Raw genomic sequence first — 17,387 nt, forward strand, 5'->3', positions numbered from 1 at the left:
CACGGCGCCGTCCAGTGGCCGGCCTCGGCCCGGTCAGCCCATCACGGCCCCGCCCCGGGTCCCGCCCCGCGCCTGCGAGGGGAGACCCGGGTCCTCCTCAGTCGGACAGCCGGCGGCCGGTGCTGGTGGAGAAGACGTGCTCCTCGCCCGGGCGGATGCTCAGCCACACGTCGCCGCCCTTGGCCGGGGGCCGCCGGGCGTCGACCCGGGCCACGATCTGCGCAGTGTCGCCGCCGTGCAGGCGCTCGGCCAGCTGCTCGTCGGCGATGGAGGCGTAGACGAAGGCGTCCGAGCCCAGCTCCTCGACCAGGTCGACCCGGGCGCGGAAGCCCTGCCCCGGCTCGGCCAGCTCCAGCGCCTCGGGCCGGAAGCCCAGCGTGACGGACTGGTCCGCACCCGCCGCGGCCACCGTCTTCCGGGGCAGCGCGACCACGATGTCACCGAGCCGCGCGCCCCCGTCGACCAGCGGCACCTCGGCCAGGTTCATCGCCGGCGAGCCGATGAAGCCGGCGACGAACACGTTGGCCGGGCGGTCGTACATCTCCCGGGGGCTGGCGACCTGCTGGAGGATGCCGTCCTTGAGCACCGCGACCCGGTCGCCCATGGTCATCGCCTCGACCTGGTCGTGGGTGACGTAGACGGTGGTGATGCCCAGCCGGCGCTGCAGCGAGGCGATCTGGGTGCGGGTCTGCACCCGCAGCTTGGCGTCGAGATTGGACAGCGGCTCGTCCATCAGGAACACCTTCGGCTTGCGGACGATCGCCCGCCCCATCGCCACGCGCTGCCGCTGACCACCGGACAGGGCCTTCGGCTTGCGGTCCAGGTAGGGCTCCAGGTCGAGCAGCTTGGCCGCCTCGACGACGCGGGCGCGGCGCTCCTCCTTGCCCATCCCGGCGATCTTGAGCGCGAAGCCCATGTTGTCCGCGACGCTCATGTGCGGGTAGAGGGCGTAGTTCTGGAACACCATCGCGATGTCCCGGTCCTTGGGCTCGACGTCGGTGACGTCCTCGTCCCCGATCCGGATGGCGCCGCCGTCGATGTCCTCGAGGCCGGCGAGCATCCGCAACGAGGTGGACTTGCCACAGCCGGACGGGCCCACCAGGACCAGGAACTCGCCGTCCTCGATCTGCAGCTCGAGCGCGTCGACGGCCGGCTTGTCACTGCCGGGGTAGAGCCGGGTCGCCTTGTCGTAGGTGACCGATGCCATGGGGAGCTCCCTTGCTCTCTGCTGTCGCGCGAGCCACTGCCGTGCTCGAAGCGCCTGTGACTGCGATCACCGTACGGCAAGCGCTTTCTCGGATCAATGCCCGGCGCTCAGCCGGTCAGCTCCTCGAGCCGGTCGGTGGCGAACACCAGTCCGTGCCCCGGGGCGGTCTGCGCGCGAAGCTCGCCCCCGGCGATGGTCACGCCGCTGGGCTCGGCCAGGGCGCCGAGTGCCGCGAACGAGGCGTCCTCGACGTCCTCGACCATCGTGGTCAGCGGCAGGCACATCGCCAGCTGCCCGGAGACGTCCGGCAGCAGGTGCGGCGCGACCGGCACGCTGGCCGCCGCGGCGAGCTGGGCGATCCGCAGGAACGGGGTGATGCCGCCGACCCGCACCACGTTCGGCTGGACGACGTCGGCGGCCCCGGAGGCCAGCAGCGCCCGGTACTGGAACGCGGTGTAGACGTTCTCCCCCACCGCGATCGGCACGCCCAGCCCGGCGTCGTGCAGCCGGCCCAGCGCCGGCAGGTCGTCGGCGACCAGCGGCTCCTCCACCCAGTACAGGTCGAAGGGGGCCATCGCCCGGACCGCGCGCATCGCCGTCGGCAGGTCCCAGCGCTGGTTGGCGTCGACCATCAGCCGCCGGTGCGGCCCGAGCACCGCCCGGACGGCGGCGACCCGTTCGACGTCCTCGGCCAGGTCGGGCCGGCCGACCTTGATCTTCACCGCGGTGCAGCCGTCGGCGACCCAGCGCTCGGTCTGGGCGACCAGCTCGTCGAGGGAGTAGTGGAAGTTGACCCCACTGCCGTAGACGGCGACCGAGTCGCGCCGGCGGCCCAGGTGGTCCACCAGGCTCTGCCCGGCGGCCTTCGCCGCGAGGTCCCACAGTGCGGTGTCGACGGCGGCGATCGCCATCGTGGTCAGCCCGCCACCACCGGCCTCGTGCAGGTGCCACCAGAGCCGGTCCCAGACCACGCCGGGCTCGACCGGCCCGCCGACGACCACCGGGGCCACGTCGTGGTCGACCAGCGCCTGCAGCGCGCGGGCCCCGATCGACGGCGTCCAGCTGAAGCCGGTGCCGGTACGGCCGTCGCTGGTCTCCAGCTCGGTGACCAGCAGGTGCAGCGCAGGCACGTCGGCGCCCCACGGCCGGGACAGCGGCAGCCGGAACAGCCGGCTGGACATCTGGGTGACGGTCCTCATCGCAGCTCCGTGCGCCAGCTGCGCGACGCCGTCCAGCCCAGCAGCCGCTCCGCCTTGGCGGTGCTGAACGCGGGGCTGGTGCCGGTCAGCCCGGCGGCCAGCTCAGGCGCCACCCCGGAGTGCTCGGGGAGCAGCTCGGCCAGCGGCGCCTCGGCCAGTGCGTCCTGCGCGCCGACGAAGTACACCTCGCCGCTGGGCACCTCGCCCGCCTTGCCCAGCAGGGTGTCCAGGAAGTCCGCGCAGTCCCGGGCGTCGACGTAGTTGAACAGCGAGACCGCGCCGTGCCGCGGGTCGGCGATCCGCTCGCGCACCGTGTGCCCCTGCTGGGTCGGCGCGCCCGCCCACTCCTCCGGGGCGATCACGAAGCACGGCCGGAAGGCCGCCAGCCGCACCCGGTCGCCGTACTGGGCGGCGAACATCTGCATCGTCTGCTCGGCGGCGAGCTTGGACAGCCCGTAGGCGTTCCACGGACGCGGCGGGTGGTCCTCGTCCAGCGGCAGGTACCGCGGGGCCCAGCCGGCCGGGCTGCCGTAGCCCATGACCGTCGGGCTGCTGGCGGTCACCACCGTGCCGACGCCGAGGTCGATCGCGGCCTGCAGCACGTTGTAGGCCAGCGCGCTGTTGGTGGCGTGGATGACCGACTCGGGCCGGCTGAACGGGACGGCGATCGCGGCCAGGTGGACGGCGGCGTCCGGCCGGTAGCGGGCCATCACCCCGTACGCCTGGCCGAGGTCGGTGAGGTCGGCCGGGAACGTGGCCGCGGCCTTCTTCGACGGCGCCGCGGTGACGTCGACCGAGACGACCTCGTGGCCGGCGTCGGCCAGCCCGTCGACGACGCTGCGACCCAGCCGGCCGGCGCCCCCGGTGACCAGCACCCTCACGCCGACACCACGTTGCTCGCGCCCACGCCACCCGCCCCGACGCCGGGCACCACGACGTCCAGGTACCGCTGCTTGACCGTCTCGACGACCTCGGCCTTGGGCTGGGCCCAGACGTCGGCGTTGAAGATCTCCACCTCGACGTCCCCGGTCCACCCCGCCGCCTCGACCGCGGCCACGAACGGCGGGAAGTCGATCACCCCGTCGCCCATGTAGCCGCGGGCCATCAGCGCGTCGGCCGGGATCGGCATGAGGAAGTCGCAGACCTGGAAGGAGGCGATCCGGTCGCCGGCCCGGGCGATCGACCGCCAGACCTCCGGGTCCCACCACAGGTGGAAGGTGTCGACGACGACACCCACCTGCGCGGACGGGAAGGGCGCGGCCAGGTCGAGGGCCTGGGCGAGGGTGGAGAGCACGGCCCGGTCGGCGCAGTACATCGGGTGCAGCGCCTCCAGGGAGAGCCGCACCCCGCGCTCGCCGGCGTAGGGCGCGAGCTCGGCCAGCGCCTCGGCGACCCGCTCGCGGGCACCGGCCAGGTCGCGCGAGCCGGCGGGCAGCCCGCCGACCACCATGACCAGTGACTCGGCGCCCAGCGTGGCCGTCTCGTCGATCGCCCGGCGGTTGTCCTCGAGCGCCGCCGCACGGGCGGCGGGGTCGGTGGCGGTGAGGAACCCGCCACGGCAGTGCGAGGTGACCCGCAGGCCGGCGTCCCGGATCAGCTTGGCGGAGCGCGCCAGGCCGAACTCGGCGACCGGCTCGCGCCAGGTGCCCAGTGCCGAGAGACCGGCGGCGGCCACCCCGTCGACGAAGTCGGGCATCGCCCAGCCCTCGACCGTCTTGTGGTTGATGGACAGCCGCGAGAGCCGGGGGTCGCTGCTCACTGGGGCACCCCCACGGTCTGCAGGTAGGTGCGCATCCGGCTCGCGGCCAGCTCCGGGTCGGGCAGCAGGCCGGCGGCGTCGGCCAGCCGGAAGACCTCGGCCAGGTGCTGCGGGCTGCGGGCGCTCTCCAGGCCGCCGACCATCCGGAAGCCGGACTGGTGGCCCGCCAGCCAGGCCAGGAAGACGATCCCGGTCTTGTAGTAGTAGGTGGGCGTGCCGAACAGGTGCCGGGACAGCGCCACGGTGGGCTCCAGCAACCGGTCGTAGGTGACCAGGTCGCCCCGGTCCAGCGCCTGCAGCGCGGTGGAGGCGGCCGGGGCGATCGCGTCGAAGATGCCCAGCAGCGCGTGCGAGTACGACTCGCCGTCCCCGCGCACCAGCGCGGGGTAGTTGAAGTCGTCGCCGGTGTAGAGCCGGACACCGTCGGGCAGCCGGCGGCGCATGTCGACCTCGTGCGCCTCGTCGAGCATGGAGACCTTGATGCCGTCGACCTTCGCGCTGTGGTCGGAGATCACCTGCAGCACGGTGTCGGTGGCCTCGGTCAGCTGCGCCGAGCCCCAGTAGCCGGCCAACGCCGGGTCGAACATGGGGCCGAGCCAGTGCAGGACCACCGGCCGCGACACCTGCTCGAGCAGCCGGGCGTACACCTTGGCGTAGTCCTCGGCGCTGCGGGCCACCCGGGCCAGCTGCCGGCTGGCCATGATGATCACGTTCGCGCCGGCGCCCTCGACCACCTCGATCTGCTCGAGGTAGGCGGCCAGCACCTCGTCGGTGCTGGCCAGGTCGGCCGGTGCCTGGTCGGTGCCGGCACCGCAGGCCAGCAGCCCGCCGCAGGCCTGCGCCTCGGCGGCCGAGCGGCGGATCAGCTCGGCGGTGGTGCTCCAGGGCATGCCCATGCCGCGCTGGGCGGTGTCCATCGCGTCGGCGACGCCCAGGCCGTAGGACCACAGGTGCCGGCGGAAGGCGAGGGTCGCCTCCCAGTCGACGTCCACCGGGGCGCCGGGGGTGTTGTCGCCCAACGGGTCGGCCACCACGTGCGCCGCGGCGTAGGCGGTGCGGCTGGTCAGCGGCCCGTCGGGCCGGGTGAAGTCACCCGGCCGGCCGAGCCGGTGCTCGCCGACCGTGCCGTCGGCCCGGGGCAGCCGGACGGTCGGCCCGGTCACACCGACACCTCGGGGATCTCGACCCGGCGGCCCTCGGCCGAGGACCGCAGGCCGAGCTCGGCCACCTGCACCCCACGGGCGCCGGCGAGGAAGTCGTAGGGGTGCGGGGCGTCCTCGAGCACGTGGCGGAGGAACTGCTCCCACTGGGCGCGGAACCCGTTGTCCAGGTCGGCGTTGTCCGGCACGACCTGCCACTGGTCGCGGAACCGCTCGGTGACCGGCAGGTCGGGGTTCCACACCGGCTTCGGCGTGGTGGCCCGGTGCTGGATCTTGCACTCGCGCAGGCCGGCGACGGCGCTGCCCTCGGTGCCGTCGACCTGGAACTCCACCAGCTCGTCGCGGTAGACCCGCACCGCCCAGGAGGAGTTGATCTGCGCGATCACGCCGCCGGGCAGCTCGAAGATGCCGTAGGCGGCGTCGTCGGCGGTGGCCTGGTAGGCCTGCCCGTGCTCGTCGATCCGGGTGGGGATGTGCGTGACCGCCTTGGCGGTGACCGCCTCCGGTCGGCCGAAGAGGTTCTCCAGCACGTAGGACCAGTGGCAGAACATGTCCACGACGATCCCGCCGCCGTCCTCCTTGCGGTAGTTCCAGCTGGGCCGCTGGGCGTCCTGCCAGTCACCCTCGAACACCCAGTAGCCGAACTCGCCGCGCACCGACAGGACCTGGCCGAAGAAGCCGCCGTCGATCAGCCGCTTCAGCTTCACCAGCCCCGGCAGGTAGAGCTTGTCGTGGACGACGCCGTTCTTCACCCCGGCGTCGGCGGCCAGGCGGGCCAGCTCCAGGGCGCCGTCGAGGGACTCCGACGTCGGCTTCTCGGTGTAGATGTGCTTGCCGGCGGCGATCGCGGCCTTGATCGACTTCTCGCGCGCCTGGGTGACCTGGGCGTCGAAGTAGATCGGCGCCGAGTCGTCCCGCAGGGCCTCGTCCAGGTCGGTGGTCCAGCGCTCGACGCCGTGCAGGGCGGCCAGCTCTGCCAGCTTGCGCTCGTTGCGCCCGACCAGGATCGGCTCCGGCACCACCCGGCGGCCGTCGGCGAGCTCCAGCCCGCCGGCGTCCCGGATGGCGAGGATCGAGCGGACCAGGTGCTGGCGGTAGCCCATCCGGCCGGTGACGCCGTTCATGATGATGCCGATCGAGCTGGACACGGTGCTTGCCTCCGAGGCGGGTGGGGTGGTCATCGGGTGTTCCCAGCGGGCGCTGCTGCGGGCGCAGGACGCAGCGGGACGCCGAAGTCGGCCAGGTGCACGACCTGGCCGGTGGTCAGGGACTGGTTGGCGGCCGCGCCGACCAGCACGCTGCGCACGCCGTCCAGCCATCCGGCCGCCTGGCCGAGCGGGTCGGGGCGGGTGCCGGGGCGGAACAGGTCGTCCAGCAGCAGGGCGTCGCCGCCGCCGTGCGCACCGGGTCCCTCCGGGACGTCGATCCGCTGGGCGGCCTCCCAGCGGCGCTGCAGCACCAGCTCGGTGCCCTCGGTCCGGGCACCGGACGCCGGCTGGACCTCCTCCGGGGTGGCGCTGGGGTCCACGGCGGTGCCGAACCGGGCGATCACGCCGTCCGCGGCGAGCACCGCGGCCCGCTCGACCACCGACAGCTCGATCCGGCCCTCGGTGCCGTTGATGCTCACCCGGTAGCCCTCCCAGGGGCCGTGGGCGTTGAGCGAGTAGCTGAGCATCGGGCCGTCGGCGTAGCGGAGCAGCAGCGCCATGTTGTCCTCGATGGTGATCCCCGGGGAGAACACGTCCTGGTCGCGGATGTAGCCGTCCTCGGCCTCCGCCTCCAGGTACAGCTGGCGCAGCCGGTCGTTGCCGGCCAGGTCGAGTGCGAACGGGTCGCCGTCGGCGTCCGGGGCGCCGGTGCTGCGGGCCGGCCGCTCGCCGAGGCCGCGCTCCCGGGCGTTGACGTCGCCGTAGAAGCGCAGGTCGCCCAGGGCGAAGACGGTCTCGGGCACCGCGCCGACCCACCAGTTGACCAGGTCGAAGTGGTGCGTGGCCTTGTGCACGAACAACCCGCCGGACAGCGACTTGTCCCGGTGCCAGCGGCGGAAGTAGTCGGCGCCGTGCACGGAGTCCAGCACCCACTCGAAGTGCACCGAGGTGACGGTGCCGATGGCGCCCTCGGCGATGAGCCGGCGGACGGCGGAGTTCCGGGGTGAGTACCGGTAGTTGAAGGTGACGACCAGGTCGCGCCCGCTGTCGGTGACGGCGTCGGCGATCGTGGCGCAGCCGGCGGCGTCGATGGTGAGCGGCTTCTCGGTGATCACGTCGTGCCCGGCGCGCAGTGCGCGGGAGACGTACTCGGCGTGCGTGTGGTCGACGCTGGCGACGATGACGGTGTCCGGACGCTCGGTGGCGAGCATCGCGTCGAAGTCCTGGGGCGCGTACGCCGGCAACGGCGCGGCACCGGGGTGGGCGGCGGCGAACTGGCGCTGGTAGTAGGCCATCCGCGTGGTGTTGGGGTCGCAGAGGGCGACCAGCCGGCCGACGTCGGCGTGGGTGCCCAGCAGCGCGGCGACGTACATCTCGGCGCGGTGGCCGGTGCCCACGATCGCGTAGCGACGCGGCGCCGGGGTCCCGGACGGGGCGGTGGTGGTCACGTCTCCCTCTCGGCGGTGCAGCAGGGGTGCTGGGCGGGGCGACCAGGGGGCGGCCGGTGGCCGACCGCCCCCTGGTCGAGGGTCACGCGATGGCCGACTCGACCTCGGTCATGAACTGCTCGGCGGCGTCCTCCACCGAGATCTGGTCGAACAGGATCTGCTCGGTGTAGCGCTGCAGGATCGACTGCACCTCACCGGCGCCCTGGGGGGGCAGCGCCGGCGGGTCCTGCAGGTCCGGGGTGATCTCCTCGACGAAGGCCACCGCGGCCTGGCCGGGAGCGTCCAGCGTCGGGGCGATCTGGTCCCGCAGCTCGGTGTTCACCGGCAGCCCGCGGTCGGCCTTGATGATGTTCACCGCCTCCTCGGAGTTGATCAGCCAGTCCAGGAACATGGCCGCCTCCTGCGGGCTCTCGCAGTCGCTGCTGATCGCCCAGAACATGGCCGGCTTGAGGTACATGCCGGTCTCGCCGTTCCCCTCCTCGGTGGGGAACCGGAGGAACTGCAGCTCGTGGCCGGCCCCGGCGGTCAGCGCCGGCAGCTCGTTGGTCCACCAGAAGCCAGAGGCGCCCCGGCCGGTGGCGACCAGCGCCTGGTCGACACCGCCGTTGAAGACCTCGACCGTGGTGGACGGCGGCGGCTCGGCGCCGGACTCCGACGCCTGCTTCTCGATGTTCCACCAGTCGACCAGGGTCTCCTGGGTGAAGCCGATCTCGCCGTTCTCGTCGAACAGCGCCTCACCGTGCTCGCGGGCGTAGACCTCGAAGTTGGTGTCACCGCCGTTGAGGCCCATGGCCTGCATGCCGTACACCTGGCCGCCGGTCGCCTGGGTGACCTGCGCGGCCGTCTCGACCATCTCGTCCCAGGTCCAGGACTCACCGTCGGGGACCTCGACGCCGGCGGCGGCGTAGGCCTGCGGGTCGATGACCACGGAGAAGGCGTTGACGCCGGTGGGGATGGCGTAGGTCGCGTCCTCCACCATGCCGGTCTCGGCGACGTTCTCGTCGAGGTTGCTGTTGTCTATCGTGCCGTCCTCGATGTACGGCGAGAGGTCCAGCAGGGCGTTGCGGTCGGCGTACTCGCGGACGTAGCGGGTGTCCTGCTGCATGATGCAGGGCGCCTCACCGCCGGCGGTGCTGGTGGCCAGCCGGTCCCAGTAGTCGGCGAAGCCGGTGAAGTCGCCCTCGATGGTGACTCCCTCGTTCTGCGACTCGTAGAGGTCGATCAGCTCCTGGGTGGCGGCGTGCCGGGTGTCGCTGCCCCACCACGAGAAGCGCATGTTGACCGGCCCGTCCTCGCGGGTCGTGCCGCCGTCGGCGGCCGCACCACCGCCGCCGTCGTCACCACCGCAGGCCGCGGTGGTCAGCAGCAGTCCGAGGACGCCGCCGGCCACGCCCAGGCGGGTGGGCCAGGGCGCACGCGCCCCATTTCTCCGGATCGTGTGCACGTTCCTTACCTCCTTGTAAGTGAGCCACTTGAGCTGGTGGGTGGTGTTACTTGAGCCCCGTGGTGGCGATGCCTCGGACGAGATAGCGCTGGCCCGCGAGGAAGAAGCCGAAGACCGGCGCCAGGGCGACGATCGACATGGCGAAGACCGGGCCCCACGGCGTCTGGCTGGTCGCGTCGACGAAGGTCCGCAGGGCGACCGGGACGGTGTACATGTCCGGGTCGGTCAGGAAGATCAGCTGGCTGAAGAAGTCGTTCCAGGTCCAGATGAAGGTGAAGATGGCCGTGGTGGCCAGGGCCGGCACCGACAGCGGGATCACGATCCGCCAGAAGATGGCGAAGTGCCCGCAGCCGTCGATCCGGGCGGCCTCGTCCAGTTCGGTCGGGATGCCCCGGATGAACTGCACCATCAGGAAGATGAAGAAGCCGTCGGTGGCCAGCAGCTTCGGCACGATCAGCGGCCAGTACGTGTTGATCCAGTCCAGCTCGGAGAACAGCACGTACTGCGGGACGATCACCACGTGGATCGGCAGCATCATCGTGCCGAGCATCACCGCGAACCAGAACTTCTTGAACTTGAAGTCCAGTCGGGCGAACGCATAGGCCGCCAGCGAGCAGGCGAGCAGGTTGCCGATGATCGAACCGACGACGATGACCAGCGAGTTCCAGATGTAGTGCCCGAAGTCGCGGGGCAGTGCCGTCCAGCCGTCGGGGTAGTTGGACCCGGTGACGCGTTCGGGCACCAGCCCGGTCTGGCTGAAGATGTCCTCGGTGAACTTGAAGGAGCTCGAGAGCATCCACAGCAGCGGGTAGAGCATGAGCAGCGCGCCCAGGATGAGCACGGTGTGCGCCAGCCAGCGCGGGCGCTGCTTCTTCGGTCGGTCGGGCAGCTTCTCCGTGGCAGCCACAGGGGGGGCCACGGTCAGGTCAGTCGCCATAGAACACCCAGTACTTCGACGCGATGAAGTTGATCGCGGTCAACCCACCGACGATGAGCAGGAGGAACCAGGCGAGCGCCGACGCGTATCCCATGTCGAAGTTGCCGAAGCCGCGCTGGTAGAGGTAGAGCGTGTAGAAGAGCGTCGAGTCGGCCGGACCACCGGTGCCGCCGCTGACGATGAACGCCTGCGTGAAGGTCTGGAACGCGTTGATCGTCTGCAGGACGAGGTTGAAGAAGATGATCGGCGAGAGCAGCGGCAGGGTGACCTGGAAGAACTGCCGGGCCTTCCCCGCGCCGTCCAGGGACGCCGCCTCGTAGTACATCGTCGGGATCTGCCGCAGGCCGGCCAGGAAGATGACCATCGGGGCGCCGAAGGTCCAGACGTTGAGGACGATCAGCGTGCCGAGTGCGTAGTCGGGGTTGGACACCCAGCCCGGCGGGTTCTCGAACCCGACGAACCGGAGCACCTGGTTGAGCAGCCCGTCGGACCCGAAGATCTGCCGCCACAGGATGGCGATCGCGACGCTGCCGCCGAGCAGCGACGGCAGGTAGTAGACCGATCGGTACAGCGCCAGTCCCTTGAGCCCGCGGTCCAGGATCATCGCCAGGAAGAGCGCGAAGGCCAGCTGGAGCGGCACCGAGACGGCGACGTAGATGAACGTGACCTTCAGCGACTGGTAGAAGCGCGGGTCGTTGAACATCCGCTGGAAGTTGTCCAGCCCGATCCACTCCGGCGAGCCGATGAGGCTGTAGTCGGTGAAGGACAGGTACGCCGAGGCCGCGATGGGCCCGGCCGTGATGAACAGCAGCCCGGCGAACCACGGGGCCAGGAACAGGTACGGCGCGAGCCGACCGGACTTCCTCTTGGTACGGGGCGCGTCGGGGCCCCCACGCCGGGGAGCCTCGTCGTGCTGGCGTTCGCGCGACGAGACGTCGAGCGTTGACGACACGGGCTCTCACCTCTCTGTGAAGCTCGTCGGACTCCTTCGTCCGGTCGGCTCAGGTGTGCAACGGCTCACACACCTGGAAAGCGCTTTCTAGTCGTCGCGACGGGGGCTTGTCAACGATCGGTCGTGGACACCCGGGCCACCTCGCGGGCCTGTGCGCTGCCTCACATCCGGGTAAGCGCTTTCTACTCGTCCACTGTCCGGCGTGTCAACGAGTCGACTGCTCGAACCGGCGACGGCGACCCGTGCGGAACCCGGCACAGCGCGCTGACCAGCGACTTCTTGCGTCGGGACGGCGCCGTCCCGGGCGTGTCCAGTGGGTCCGTCTCGGAAAGCCCTTTCCGGAAGGGGAGCAGCTGGATAGGCTCGGCGTCCCGTCGGCGACCGTGCCGGCGCCTGGCTGGATCAAGGGGGATCACGTGCCAGAACAGTCCGAGCTCGCCGGCCGGGTGGTGCTCGTCGGCGCCCACGGCCACGGCCGCTGGCACCTGCAGAACCTGCGCCGGCTGGCGGCGGTGAGCGACGTCCGACTGGTCGGCGTCTGCGACCCGCGGCCGCTGGACGACGAGCTGCGCGCCCTGGCCGGCGACGTCCCCGTCACCGCGTCGCTGGACGAGCTCCTCGCCGCGACCAGGCCCGCCGTGACGGTCATCTGCACGCCGATCCACACCCACACCGACCTGGCGCTCACCGCCGCCCGGGCCGGCAGTGCCGTGCTGCTGGAGAAGCCGCCGACCCCGACGATGGCCGAGTTCGACCGGCTGGTCGAGGGGATCGAGGCCGCCGGGGTGCCCTGCCAGGTCGGCTTCCAGAGCCTGGGCTCGGCGGCCATCGGCCGGGTGCGTGAGCTGGTCGAGGGCGGAGCGATCGGCACGCTGCGCGGCATCGGTGGCGCCTGCGCCTGGGTCCGGGACGCGTCCTACTACGGCCGGGCGAGCTGGGCCGGACGGCGCAGCGTCGACGGGGTGCCGGTCGTCGACGGCGCGCTGACCAACCCGTTCGCCCACGCCGTGGCCACCGCCCTGGCCCTGACCGGGGCCACCGGGGCCGGCTCCCTGGAGTCGGTCGAGGTGGAGCTGTACCGCGCCAACCCGATCGAGGCCGACGACACCTCCTGCCTGCGGATCCGCACCGCCGACGGGGTCGTGGTCACCATCGCCGCGACCCTGGCCGCCGAGCACCCCCGCGACCCGGTGCTGGTCGTGCACGGCAGCACCGGGCGGATCACGCTGTCCTACAAGACCGGCGAGGTGCGGCTGCAGGCCGACGGGGTCGACGAGACCACCACCCACCCCAGCACCGACCTGCTGGAGGACCTGCTGGCCCACCTGCGCGACCGGTCCCGCCCACTGCTGGTCCCCCCGTCGGCGACCCGCTCCTTCATGGAGGTGGTCGAGGCGGTGCGCTGCGCCCCCGACCCGGTGGAGATCCCGCAGCGGCGGGCCGAGGGCGAGGGCGCGACCGCCCACCAGGTGGTGCCGGGCATCGATGCGCTGGTCGACCGGTCCGCCGAGGAGCTGCTGCTGTTCTCCGAGCTCGGGGCCACCTGGGCCCAGGAGCCATCCGTGCGGCAGCTGTCCACACCCGCGGAGCGCTGAGCGTGGCACTCAAGGCGCTGCACCAGGGGCACGTCCCGGAGGAGCCCTCCCCCGCCGGCACGACGCTGACCACCCTCACGGTGGCCGACACGGTGGTCGCCACCTGCTGGGACGGCGCCGGGCTGCCCGGCGTCCTCGCCCCCCGACCGTTCCTGCACCCGGTGACCACGCTGGCCGGCACGCCGGTCACCGACGCCCAGCCCGAGGACCACCGCTGGCACCTGGGCGTCTCGGTGACCCTGCAGGACGTCGGCGGGGCGAACATCTGGGGTGGCCGGACCTACCTGCGGGACCAGGGCTACACCTGGCGGCCCGACCACGGGCGCCAGGTGCACACCGGCTGGGCGGCCCGCACCCCGGACGGGTTCCGGGAGACCCTGGACTGGCTGGGCCCCGACGGCCGCACGCTGCTCACCGAGGAGCGCACCGTGCGGGCGACCGCTGCCCCGCTCCCCGGCTCCTGGACCCTCGAGCTGTCCACCACCCTGCACAACGCCACCGACGCGCCGCTGGAGCTGGGCAGCCCGGCGACCAACGGGCGCAGCGGCGCCGGTTACGGCGGGCTCTTCTGGCGGCTCCCGCCGGTGACCGACGCCCGGGTGTGGAGCCCGGACGCCGAGGGCGAGGGCGCCGTGCACGGCTCCCGCGCCTCCTGGGTCGCGTTCACCGCCACCGGGACGGCGCCGTTCACCGTCGCCCTGGCCGGCACCGACCCGACCACCCGGGAGGACCCGTGGTTCGTCCGGGTCGACGACTACCCCGGGCTGGGGTCGCAGCTGGCCGCCGAGCACCCGGTGCGACTGGCCCCCGGGGCAGCCACGACCCGCGGCTTCCGTGCACTGGTGGCCGACGGCGCACCGGGCACCGCGGCGATCGAGGGTGCGCTCGGGACGGCGACGGGCCAGGGTGGGCGGCGATGACGACTGCTCGGGAGAGCTCGACCGGCCGCCGCACCGACCAGGACGGACCCACCGTCGTCCGGCGGTCCGGCCCCGTCCTGCTGTCCGAGGTCGCCGCGCACGCCGGTGTCTCGCTGGCCACCGCGTCCCGGGTGCTCAGCGGCAGCCGCTCGGTCGGCGAGCCGCACCGCGGCCGGGTGCTGGCCGCCGCCCAGGAGCTGCGCTACACGCCGAACGCGCAGGCCCAGGCCGTGGCCCGGGGGGCCAGCAACGTGGTCGGGCTGATCATCCACGACGTCCTGGACCCGTACTTCTCCAGCATCGCCGGTGGCGTGATGCGCGAGGTGGAGGAGCGTGAGCTGGTCGTCTTCCTGGCCAGCACGCACAGCGACGTCGACCGGGAGCTGGAGTTCGTCCAGACGATGCGCTCGCACCGGGTGCGTGCGCTCATCATCTGCGGCAGCCGCACCACCGACCGGGCGCACAACGAGCGGCTGGTCCACGAGCTGGAGGGCTACGCCGCGGCCGGCGGCCAGGCGGCGGTGATCAGCCAGGACCGGCTGGGCACCCACGCCGTCGTCCCGCAGAACCGCGCCGGGGCACGGGAGCTGGGCCGCGAGCTGGTCCGGCTGGGGCACCGCCGTTTCGCGGTGCTGGCCGGCCCCCGCGGGCTGCTGGCCAGCCGCGACCGGCTGACCGGCTTCCGGGAGGGGCTGGCCGCCGAAGGGGTCGACACCGCCGACCTGCAGGTGCTGCACGGCGACTTCACCCGCGAGGGCGGGGAGCGGCTGGCCGCCCAGCTGGTGGCCGAGGGGTCGACGGCGACCTGCGTCTTCGCGGTCAACGACGTAATGGCACTGGGCGCGCTGGCTGCCTTCCGGGCCGCCGGCGTCCGGGTGCCCGAGGACGTCTCACTGGCCGGCTTCGACGACATCGCCCCGCTGCGTGACGTCGTCCCGTCGCTGACCTCGGTGCGCCTGCCGCTGGCGGAGATGGGCGCCCGCGCCGCCCAGCTGGCACTGGACACCGAGCCGCAGACCACCAGCCAGACCGTCCGGGTCGACGCCGAGGTGGTGCTGCGCGACAGCACCCGCCGGCTGGCCTGACCACCACCGGAGGACGCCGTGCAGGACCTGGGACGACCCTCGGCCACCGACCGCGCCGTCAAGCGCGGGCGGGTGCTCGACCTGCTGCACCGGGCCGGCCGGGAGCGCCTGGTGCTGACCAGCGTCGGCTCACTGGCCTGGTACCTCGACGGCGCCCGCCCGGCGGTGCGGCTGTCCGCCGAGCGGGGGGTGGTCGCGGTCGTGGTGGATGCCGACGGCGACACCGTGGTCGTGCCGAACAACGAGGCCGAGCGGTTCGCCGCCGAGGAGCTGCCGGCCGACGTGCGGGTGCAGGTCACCGACTGGTGGGCGCCGCTGCTGGGCCCCGACCTGGCCGCCGGGAGCGCCGGGGTGCTGGTCGAGGACGACCCGGTGGCCGCCGAGGGGCTGCGCGCCGCCCGCGCGGGCCTGCTGCCGGCCGAGACGGAGCGCTACCGCCGGCTGGGCCGGGACGCGGCCGAGACGCTCACCGCGACGGCGTTGCAGCTGCACCCGGGGATGACCGAGCGGGAGGCGGCGGCCCGGCTGGGCGGTGAGCTGATCGCCCGCGGGGCCGACCCGGTCGTCGTCCTGGTCGCCGGGGAGCAGCGGCTGCCGTTCCGGCACGCGCTGCCGACCGGCGGGGTGCTGGGCCGGCGGGTGATGCTCGTCGTCTGCGCCCGCCGGCACGGTCTGATCGCCAACGCGACGCGGTGGGTCGCCCTGGCGCCGCCGACCGCGGCCGAGGTCGACGCCGACGCGCGGATCCGCGCGGTGGAGACCGCGTTCCTGACCGCCTCCACTCCCGGGCGCACGCTCGGGGAGGTGTTCGCCGCCGGCGCCAGCGCCTACGCCGACGCCGGCTTCCCCGCCGACGAGTGGACCCGGCACCACCAGGGCGGCCCGACCGGTTACTGGGGGCGCGACCCGGTCGCCGGCCCGGACAGCGCGGTGCGGCTGGTGCCCGGGCAGGCCGTCGCCTGGAACCCCTCCGCCGCCGGGGTGAAGACCGAGGACACCGTGCTGCTGGGCGAGGACGGCCCGGAGGTGCTCACCACGGACGGCGTGTGGCCGGCGAGCCGCGACGAACTCGGGTTGCTGCGTCCCGACGTCCTGGTCCGCACGTGAGCGACGCCCTCCCCGCCGGGTGCGGCGGGGAGGGCGTCGTCCCTCAGCGGAGCCGACCGGAGCCGGCCTTGACCTTCACCAGCACGGGGACGGCGACGGTCGGGTCGATGCGCTCCACGTAGGTGGGCGTCCAGCTCACCGTGGTCGGGATGTCCGGGTCGTTGGCGGCGTTGTAAGCGTCGACCAGGCTGGTCGGGCGCGGCCAGGAACGGCTGCTGACCAGCGTCCCCGACTCGTCCAGGCCTGCGTCGGTCAGCACGGCCCCACGCCAGTCCTCGACGAAGGACGCCGGGTCGACGCCGGGGGCCAGCTGGACGAAGTTGTTGTCGGCGACGATCTCGGCCTCCACGCCGACGCCCCAGCTGTAGGCGTAGTGCGCCGGGTCGGAGACGACGTACCAGTTGTTGTAGACGTGCACGTCGCCGTAGCGCACCCGCGGCGCCCGCTGGCCGATGTCCTCCCACAGGTTGTGGTGGAAGGTGACCCGGAGCCGGCCGCGGTCGGCGACCCGGCTGTTGGAGGAGCCGATGAGGTTGGTCTTGTCGTGGTCGCGGAACTCGTTCCAGGAGGCGGTGACCAGGTCGGAGGAGTTGGTGATGTCCAGGAGCCCGTCGTGCACCTCGAACTTCTGGCCGTAGACGGTGGGCAGCGCCTCCGGCGGGTTCTGCCCGTCGTCGAAGGTGTTGTGGTCGACCCAGACGTGGGTGGACTCGGCGAGCCACAGGTTGTCGTAGGCGGCGTTCCAGGCACCGGCGTCGCCGTCGGTCGGGTCCCAGGCGGTGAAGCAGTCGTAGGTGTCGGACAGGTGCAGGTTGCGGATGATCACGTTGTCCGAGCCGCGGACGGTGAGCGCGGCGCCGACGATGCCGGCGTCCCGGCCGACCCCGACGATCGTCACGTTGGAGCCCACGTACTGCCGCACCTGGGCGTCCTGCACCGCGGCCGAGGCGGCCCGGGCGTCCTCCAGCGGCCCGCTGGGCTCGGTCTCGGTGCCCCACACCGCCGGGTCGTAGGCCGCGATGTAGTCGGCCATGTCGAAGCCCTCGACCTCGTAGGAGGCGCAGTCGACGGTGCCGTCGGGGGCCCGGCGCTGGGCGTCCAGGACGCCGTGGACGTGGACGATCCGCGGGGTGGTGTCCCCGCGTGCGGCGTCGCCGCCGAGGGCGGCGCGGAACTCCTCCCAGGTGTCGACGTGGAAGACGTGAGCCGGGTCGGCGGTGGCCCCGCCGGTGGTGCCCCCCTCGGCGGCGGCCCAGCCGTCCTGCGCGCCGAGCACCTCCCGGCCGAGGTCCTTGCCGTGGGCGGCGGCCGTACCGGCGGGGGCGAGGGTGACCATCAGGGCCCCGGCGGCGCCGAGGACGAGGGTGCGACGCAGTACTCGCATGACACTCCGATGTGTTCAGCGGGCGATGGGAAAACGCTTTCC

Annotated in this window: 15 protein-coding genes; 4 read left to right on the plus strand and 11 right to left on the minus strand. The window is 72.9% G+C overall.

Going from position 1 to position 17,387, the window contains the following annotated elements:
• Positions 1 to 97 precede the first annotated feature (97 nt).
• The 10 genes from HLA93_RS16695 to HLA93_RS16740 all read right to left on the minus strand — a co-directional run bounded on the left by HLA93_RS16695 (position 98) and on the right by HLA93_RS16740 (position 11,254).
• Positions 98 to 1,207 (minus strand): ABC transporter ATP-binding protein, encoded by a 1,110-nt coding sequence (locus HLA93_RS16695; protein ID WP_222195561.1) that lies wholly within the window; start codon positions 1,205 to 1,207, stop codon positions 98 to 100.
• Between the two features lie 107 nt (positions 1,208 to 1,314).
• Complete coding sequence (locus HLA93_RS16700; RefSeq protein WP_222195562.1) at positions 1,315 to 2,406, minus strand: mandelate racemase/muconate lactonizing enzyme family protein; 1,092 nt, start codon at positions 2,404 to 2,406, stop codon at positions 1,315 to 1,317.
• Positions 2,403 to 3,287, minus strand: a complete 885-nt coding sequence (locus HLA93_RS16705; RefSeq protein WP_222195563.1) for an NAD-dependent epimerase/dehydratase family protein — start codon at positions 3,285 to 3,287, stop codon at positions 2,403 to 2,405. The genes HLA93_RS16700 and HLA93_RS16705 overlap by 4 nt, the downstream gene beginning before the upstream one ends.
• On the minus strand, positions 3,284 to 4,165 hold the full coding sequence (locus HLA93_RS16710) for a sugar phosphate isomerase/epimerase family protein (RefSeq protein WP_222195564.1): 882 nt from the start codon (positions 4,163 to 4,165) through the stop codon (positions 3,284 to 3,286). Before HLA93_RS16710 ends, HLA93_RS16705 begins: the two co-directional genes overlap by 4 nt.
• Positions 4,162 to 5,328 (minus strand): dihydrodipicolinate synthase family protein, encoded by a 1,167-nt coding sequence (locus tag HLA93_RS16715; RefSeq protein WP_222195565.1) that lies wholly within the window; start codon positions 5,326 to 5,328, stop codon positions 4,162 to 4,164. Before HLA93_RS16715 ends, HLA93_RS16710 begins: the two co-directional genes overlap by 4 nt.
• Positions 5,325 to 6,506 carry a Gfo/Idh/MocA family protein gene (locus tag HLA93_RS16720; RefSeq protein ID WP_222195566.1) on the minus strand — a complete coding sequence of 394 codons (1,182 nt, stop codon included), beginning with the start codon at positions 6,504 to 6,506 and terminating at the stop codon, positions 5,325 to 5,327. Before HLA93_RS16720 ends, HLA93_RS16715 begins: the two co-directional genes overlap by 4 nt.
• A complete protein-coding gene (locus HLA93_RS16725; protein WP_222195567.1) occupies positions 6,503 to 7,921 on the minus strand; it encodes a Gfo/Idh/MocA family oxidoreductase in 1,419 nt (472 codons plus the stop codon). Before HLA93_RS16725 ends, HLA93_RS16720 begins: the two co-directional genes overlap by 4 nt.
• 82 nt (positions 7,922 to 8,003) lie before the next feature.
• Positions 8,004 to 9,365: an ABC transporter substrate-binding protein gene (locus HLA93_RS16730; RefSeq protein ID WP_222195568.1), complete on the minus strand. Its 1,362-nt coding sequence runs from the start codon at positions 9,363 to 9,365 to the stop codon at positions 8,004 to 8,006.
• A 46-nt stretch (positions 9,366 to 9,411) separates the two neighbouring features.
• Entirely contained in the window at positions 9,412 to 10,272 is an 861-nt protein-coding gene (locus HLA93_RS21165; protein ID WP_222195569.1) for a carbohydrate ABC transporter permease, read from the minus strand.
• A gap of 19 nt (positions 10,273 to 10,291) precedes the next feature.
• A complete protein-coding gene (locus HLA93_RS16740; protein WP_222195570.1) occupies positions 10,292 to 11,254 on the minus strand; it encodes a carbohydrate ABC transporter permease in 963 nt (320 codons plus the stop codon).
• Between the two features lie 416 nt (positions 11,255 to 11,670).
• Here HLA93_RS16740 and HLA93_RS16745 point away from each other — a divergent pair, with 416 nt between their 5' ends.
• The 4 genes from HLA93_RS16745 to HLA93_RS16760 are packed head-to-tail and all read left to right on the plus strand — an operon-like array spanning position 11,671 to position 15,961.
• The gene (locus tag HLA93_RS16745; RefSeq protein ID WP_222195571.1) at positions 11,671 to 12,849 is read left to right on the plus strand and encodes a Gfo/Idh/MocA family protein; all 1,179 of its coding nucleotides are present in this window, start codon (positions 11,671 to 11,673) and stop codon (positions 12,847 to 12,849) included.
• Positions 12,850 to 12,851: 2 nt separating this feature from the next.
• Complete coding sequence (locus HLA93_RS16750; RefSeq protein WP_222195572.1) at positions 12,852 to 13,769, plus strand: PmoA family protein; 918 nt, start codon at positions 12,852 to 12,854, stop codon at positions 13,767 to 13,769.
• Entirely contained in the window at positions 13,766 to 14,854 is a 1,089-nt protein-coding gene (locus HLA93_RS16755; protein ID WP_222195573.1) for a LacI family DNA-binding transcriptional regulator, read from the plus strand. Before HLA93_RS16750 ends, HLA93_RS16755 begins: the two co-directional genes overlap by 4 nt.
• 18 nt (positions 14,855 to 14,872) lie before the next feature.
• Positions 14,873 to 15,961, plus strand: coding sequence for a M24 family metallopeptidase (locus tag HLA93_RS16760; RefSeq protein WP_222195574.1), 1,089 nt, complete (start codon positions 14,873 to 14,875; stop codon positions 15,959 to 15,961).
• A gap of 43 nt (positions 15,962 to 16,004) precedes the next feature.
• Here the strand turns inward: HLA93_RS16760 and HLA93_RS16765 are convergent, their stop codons facing one another.
• The gene (locus HLA93_RS16765) at positions 16,005 to 17,345 is read right to left on the minus strand and encodes a pectate lyase family protein (protein WP_222195575.1); all 1,341 of its coding nucleotides are present in this window, start codon (positions 17,343 to 17,345) and stop codon (positions 16,005 to 16,007) included.
• Positions 17,346 to 17,387: the final 42 nt, after the last annotated feature.

It is taken from the genome of Modestobacter italicus (assembly GCF_019799965.1).
Classification (GTDB): domain Bacteria; phylum Actinomycetota; class Actinomycetes; order Mycobacteriales; family Geodermatophilaceae; genus Modestobacter; species Modestobacter italicus_A.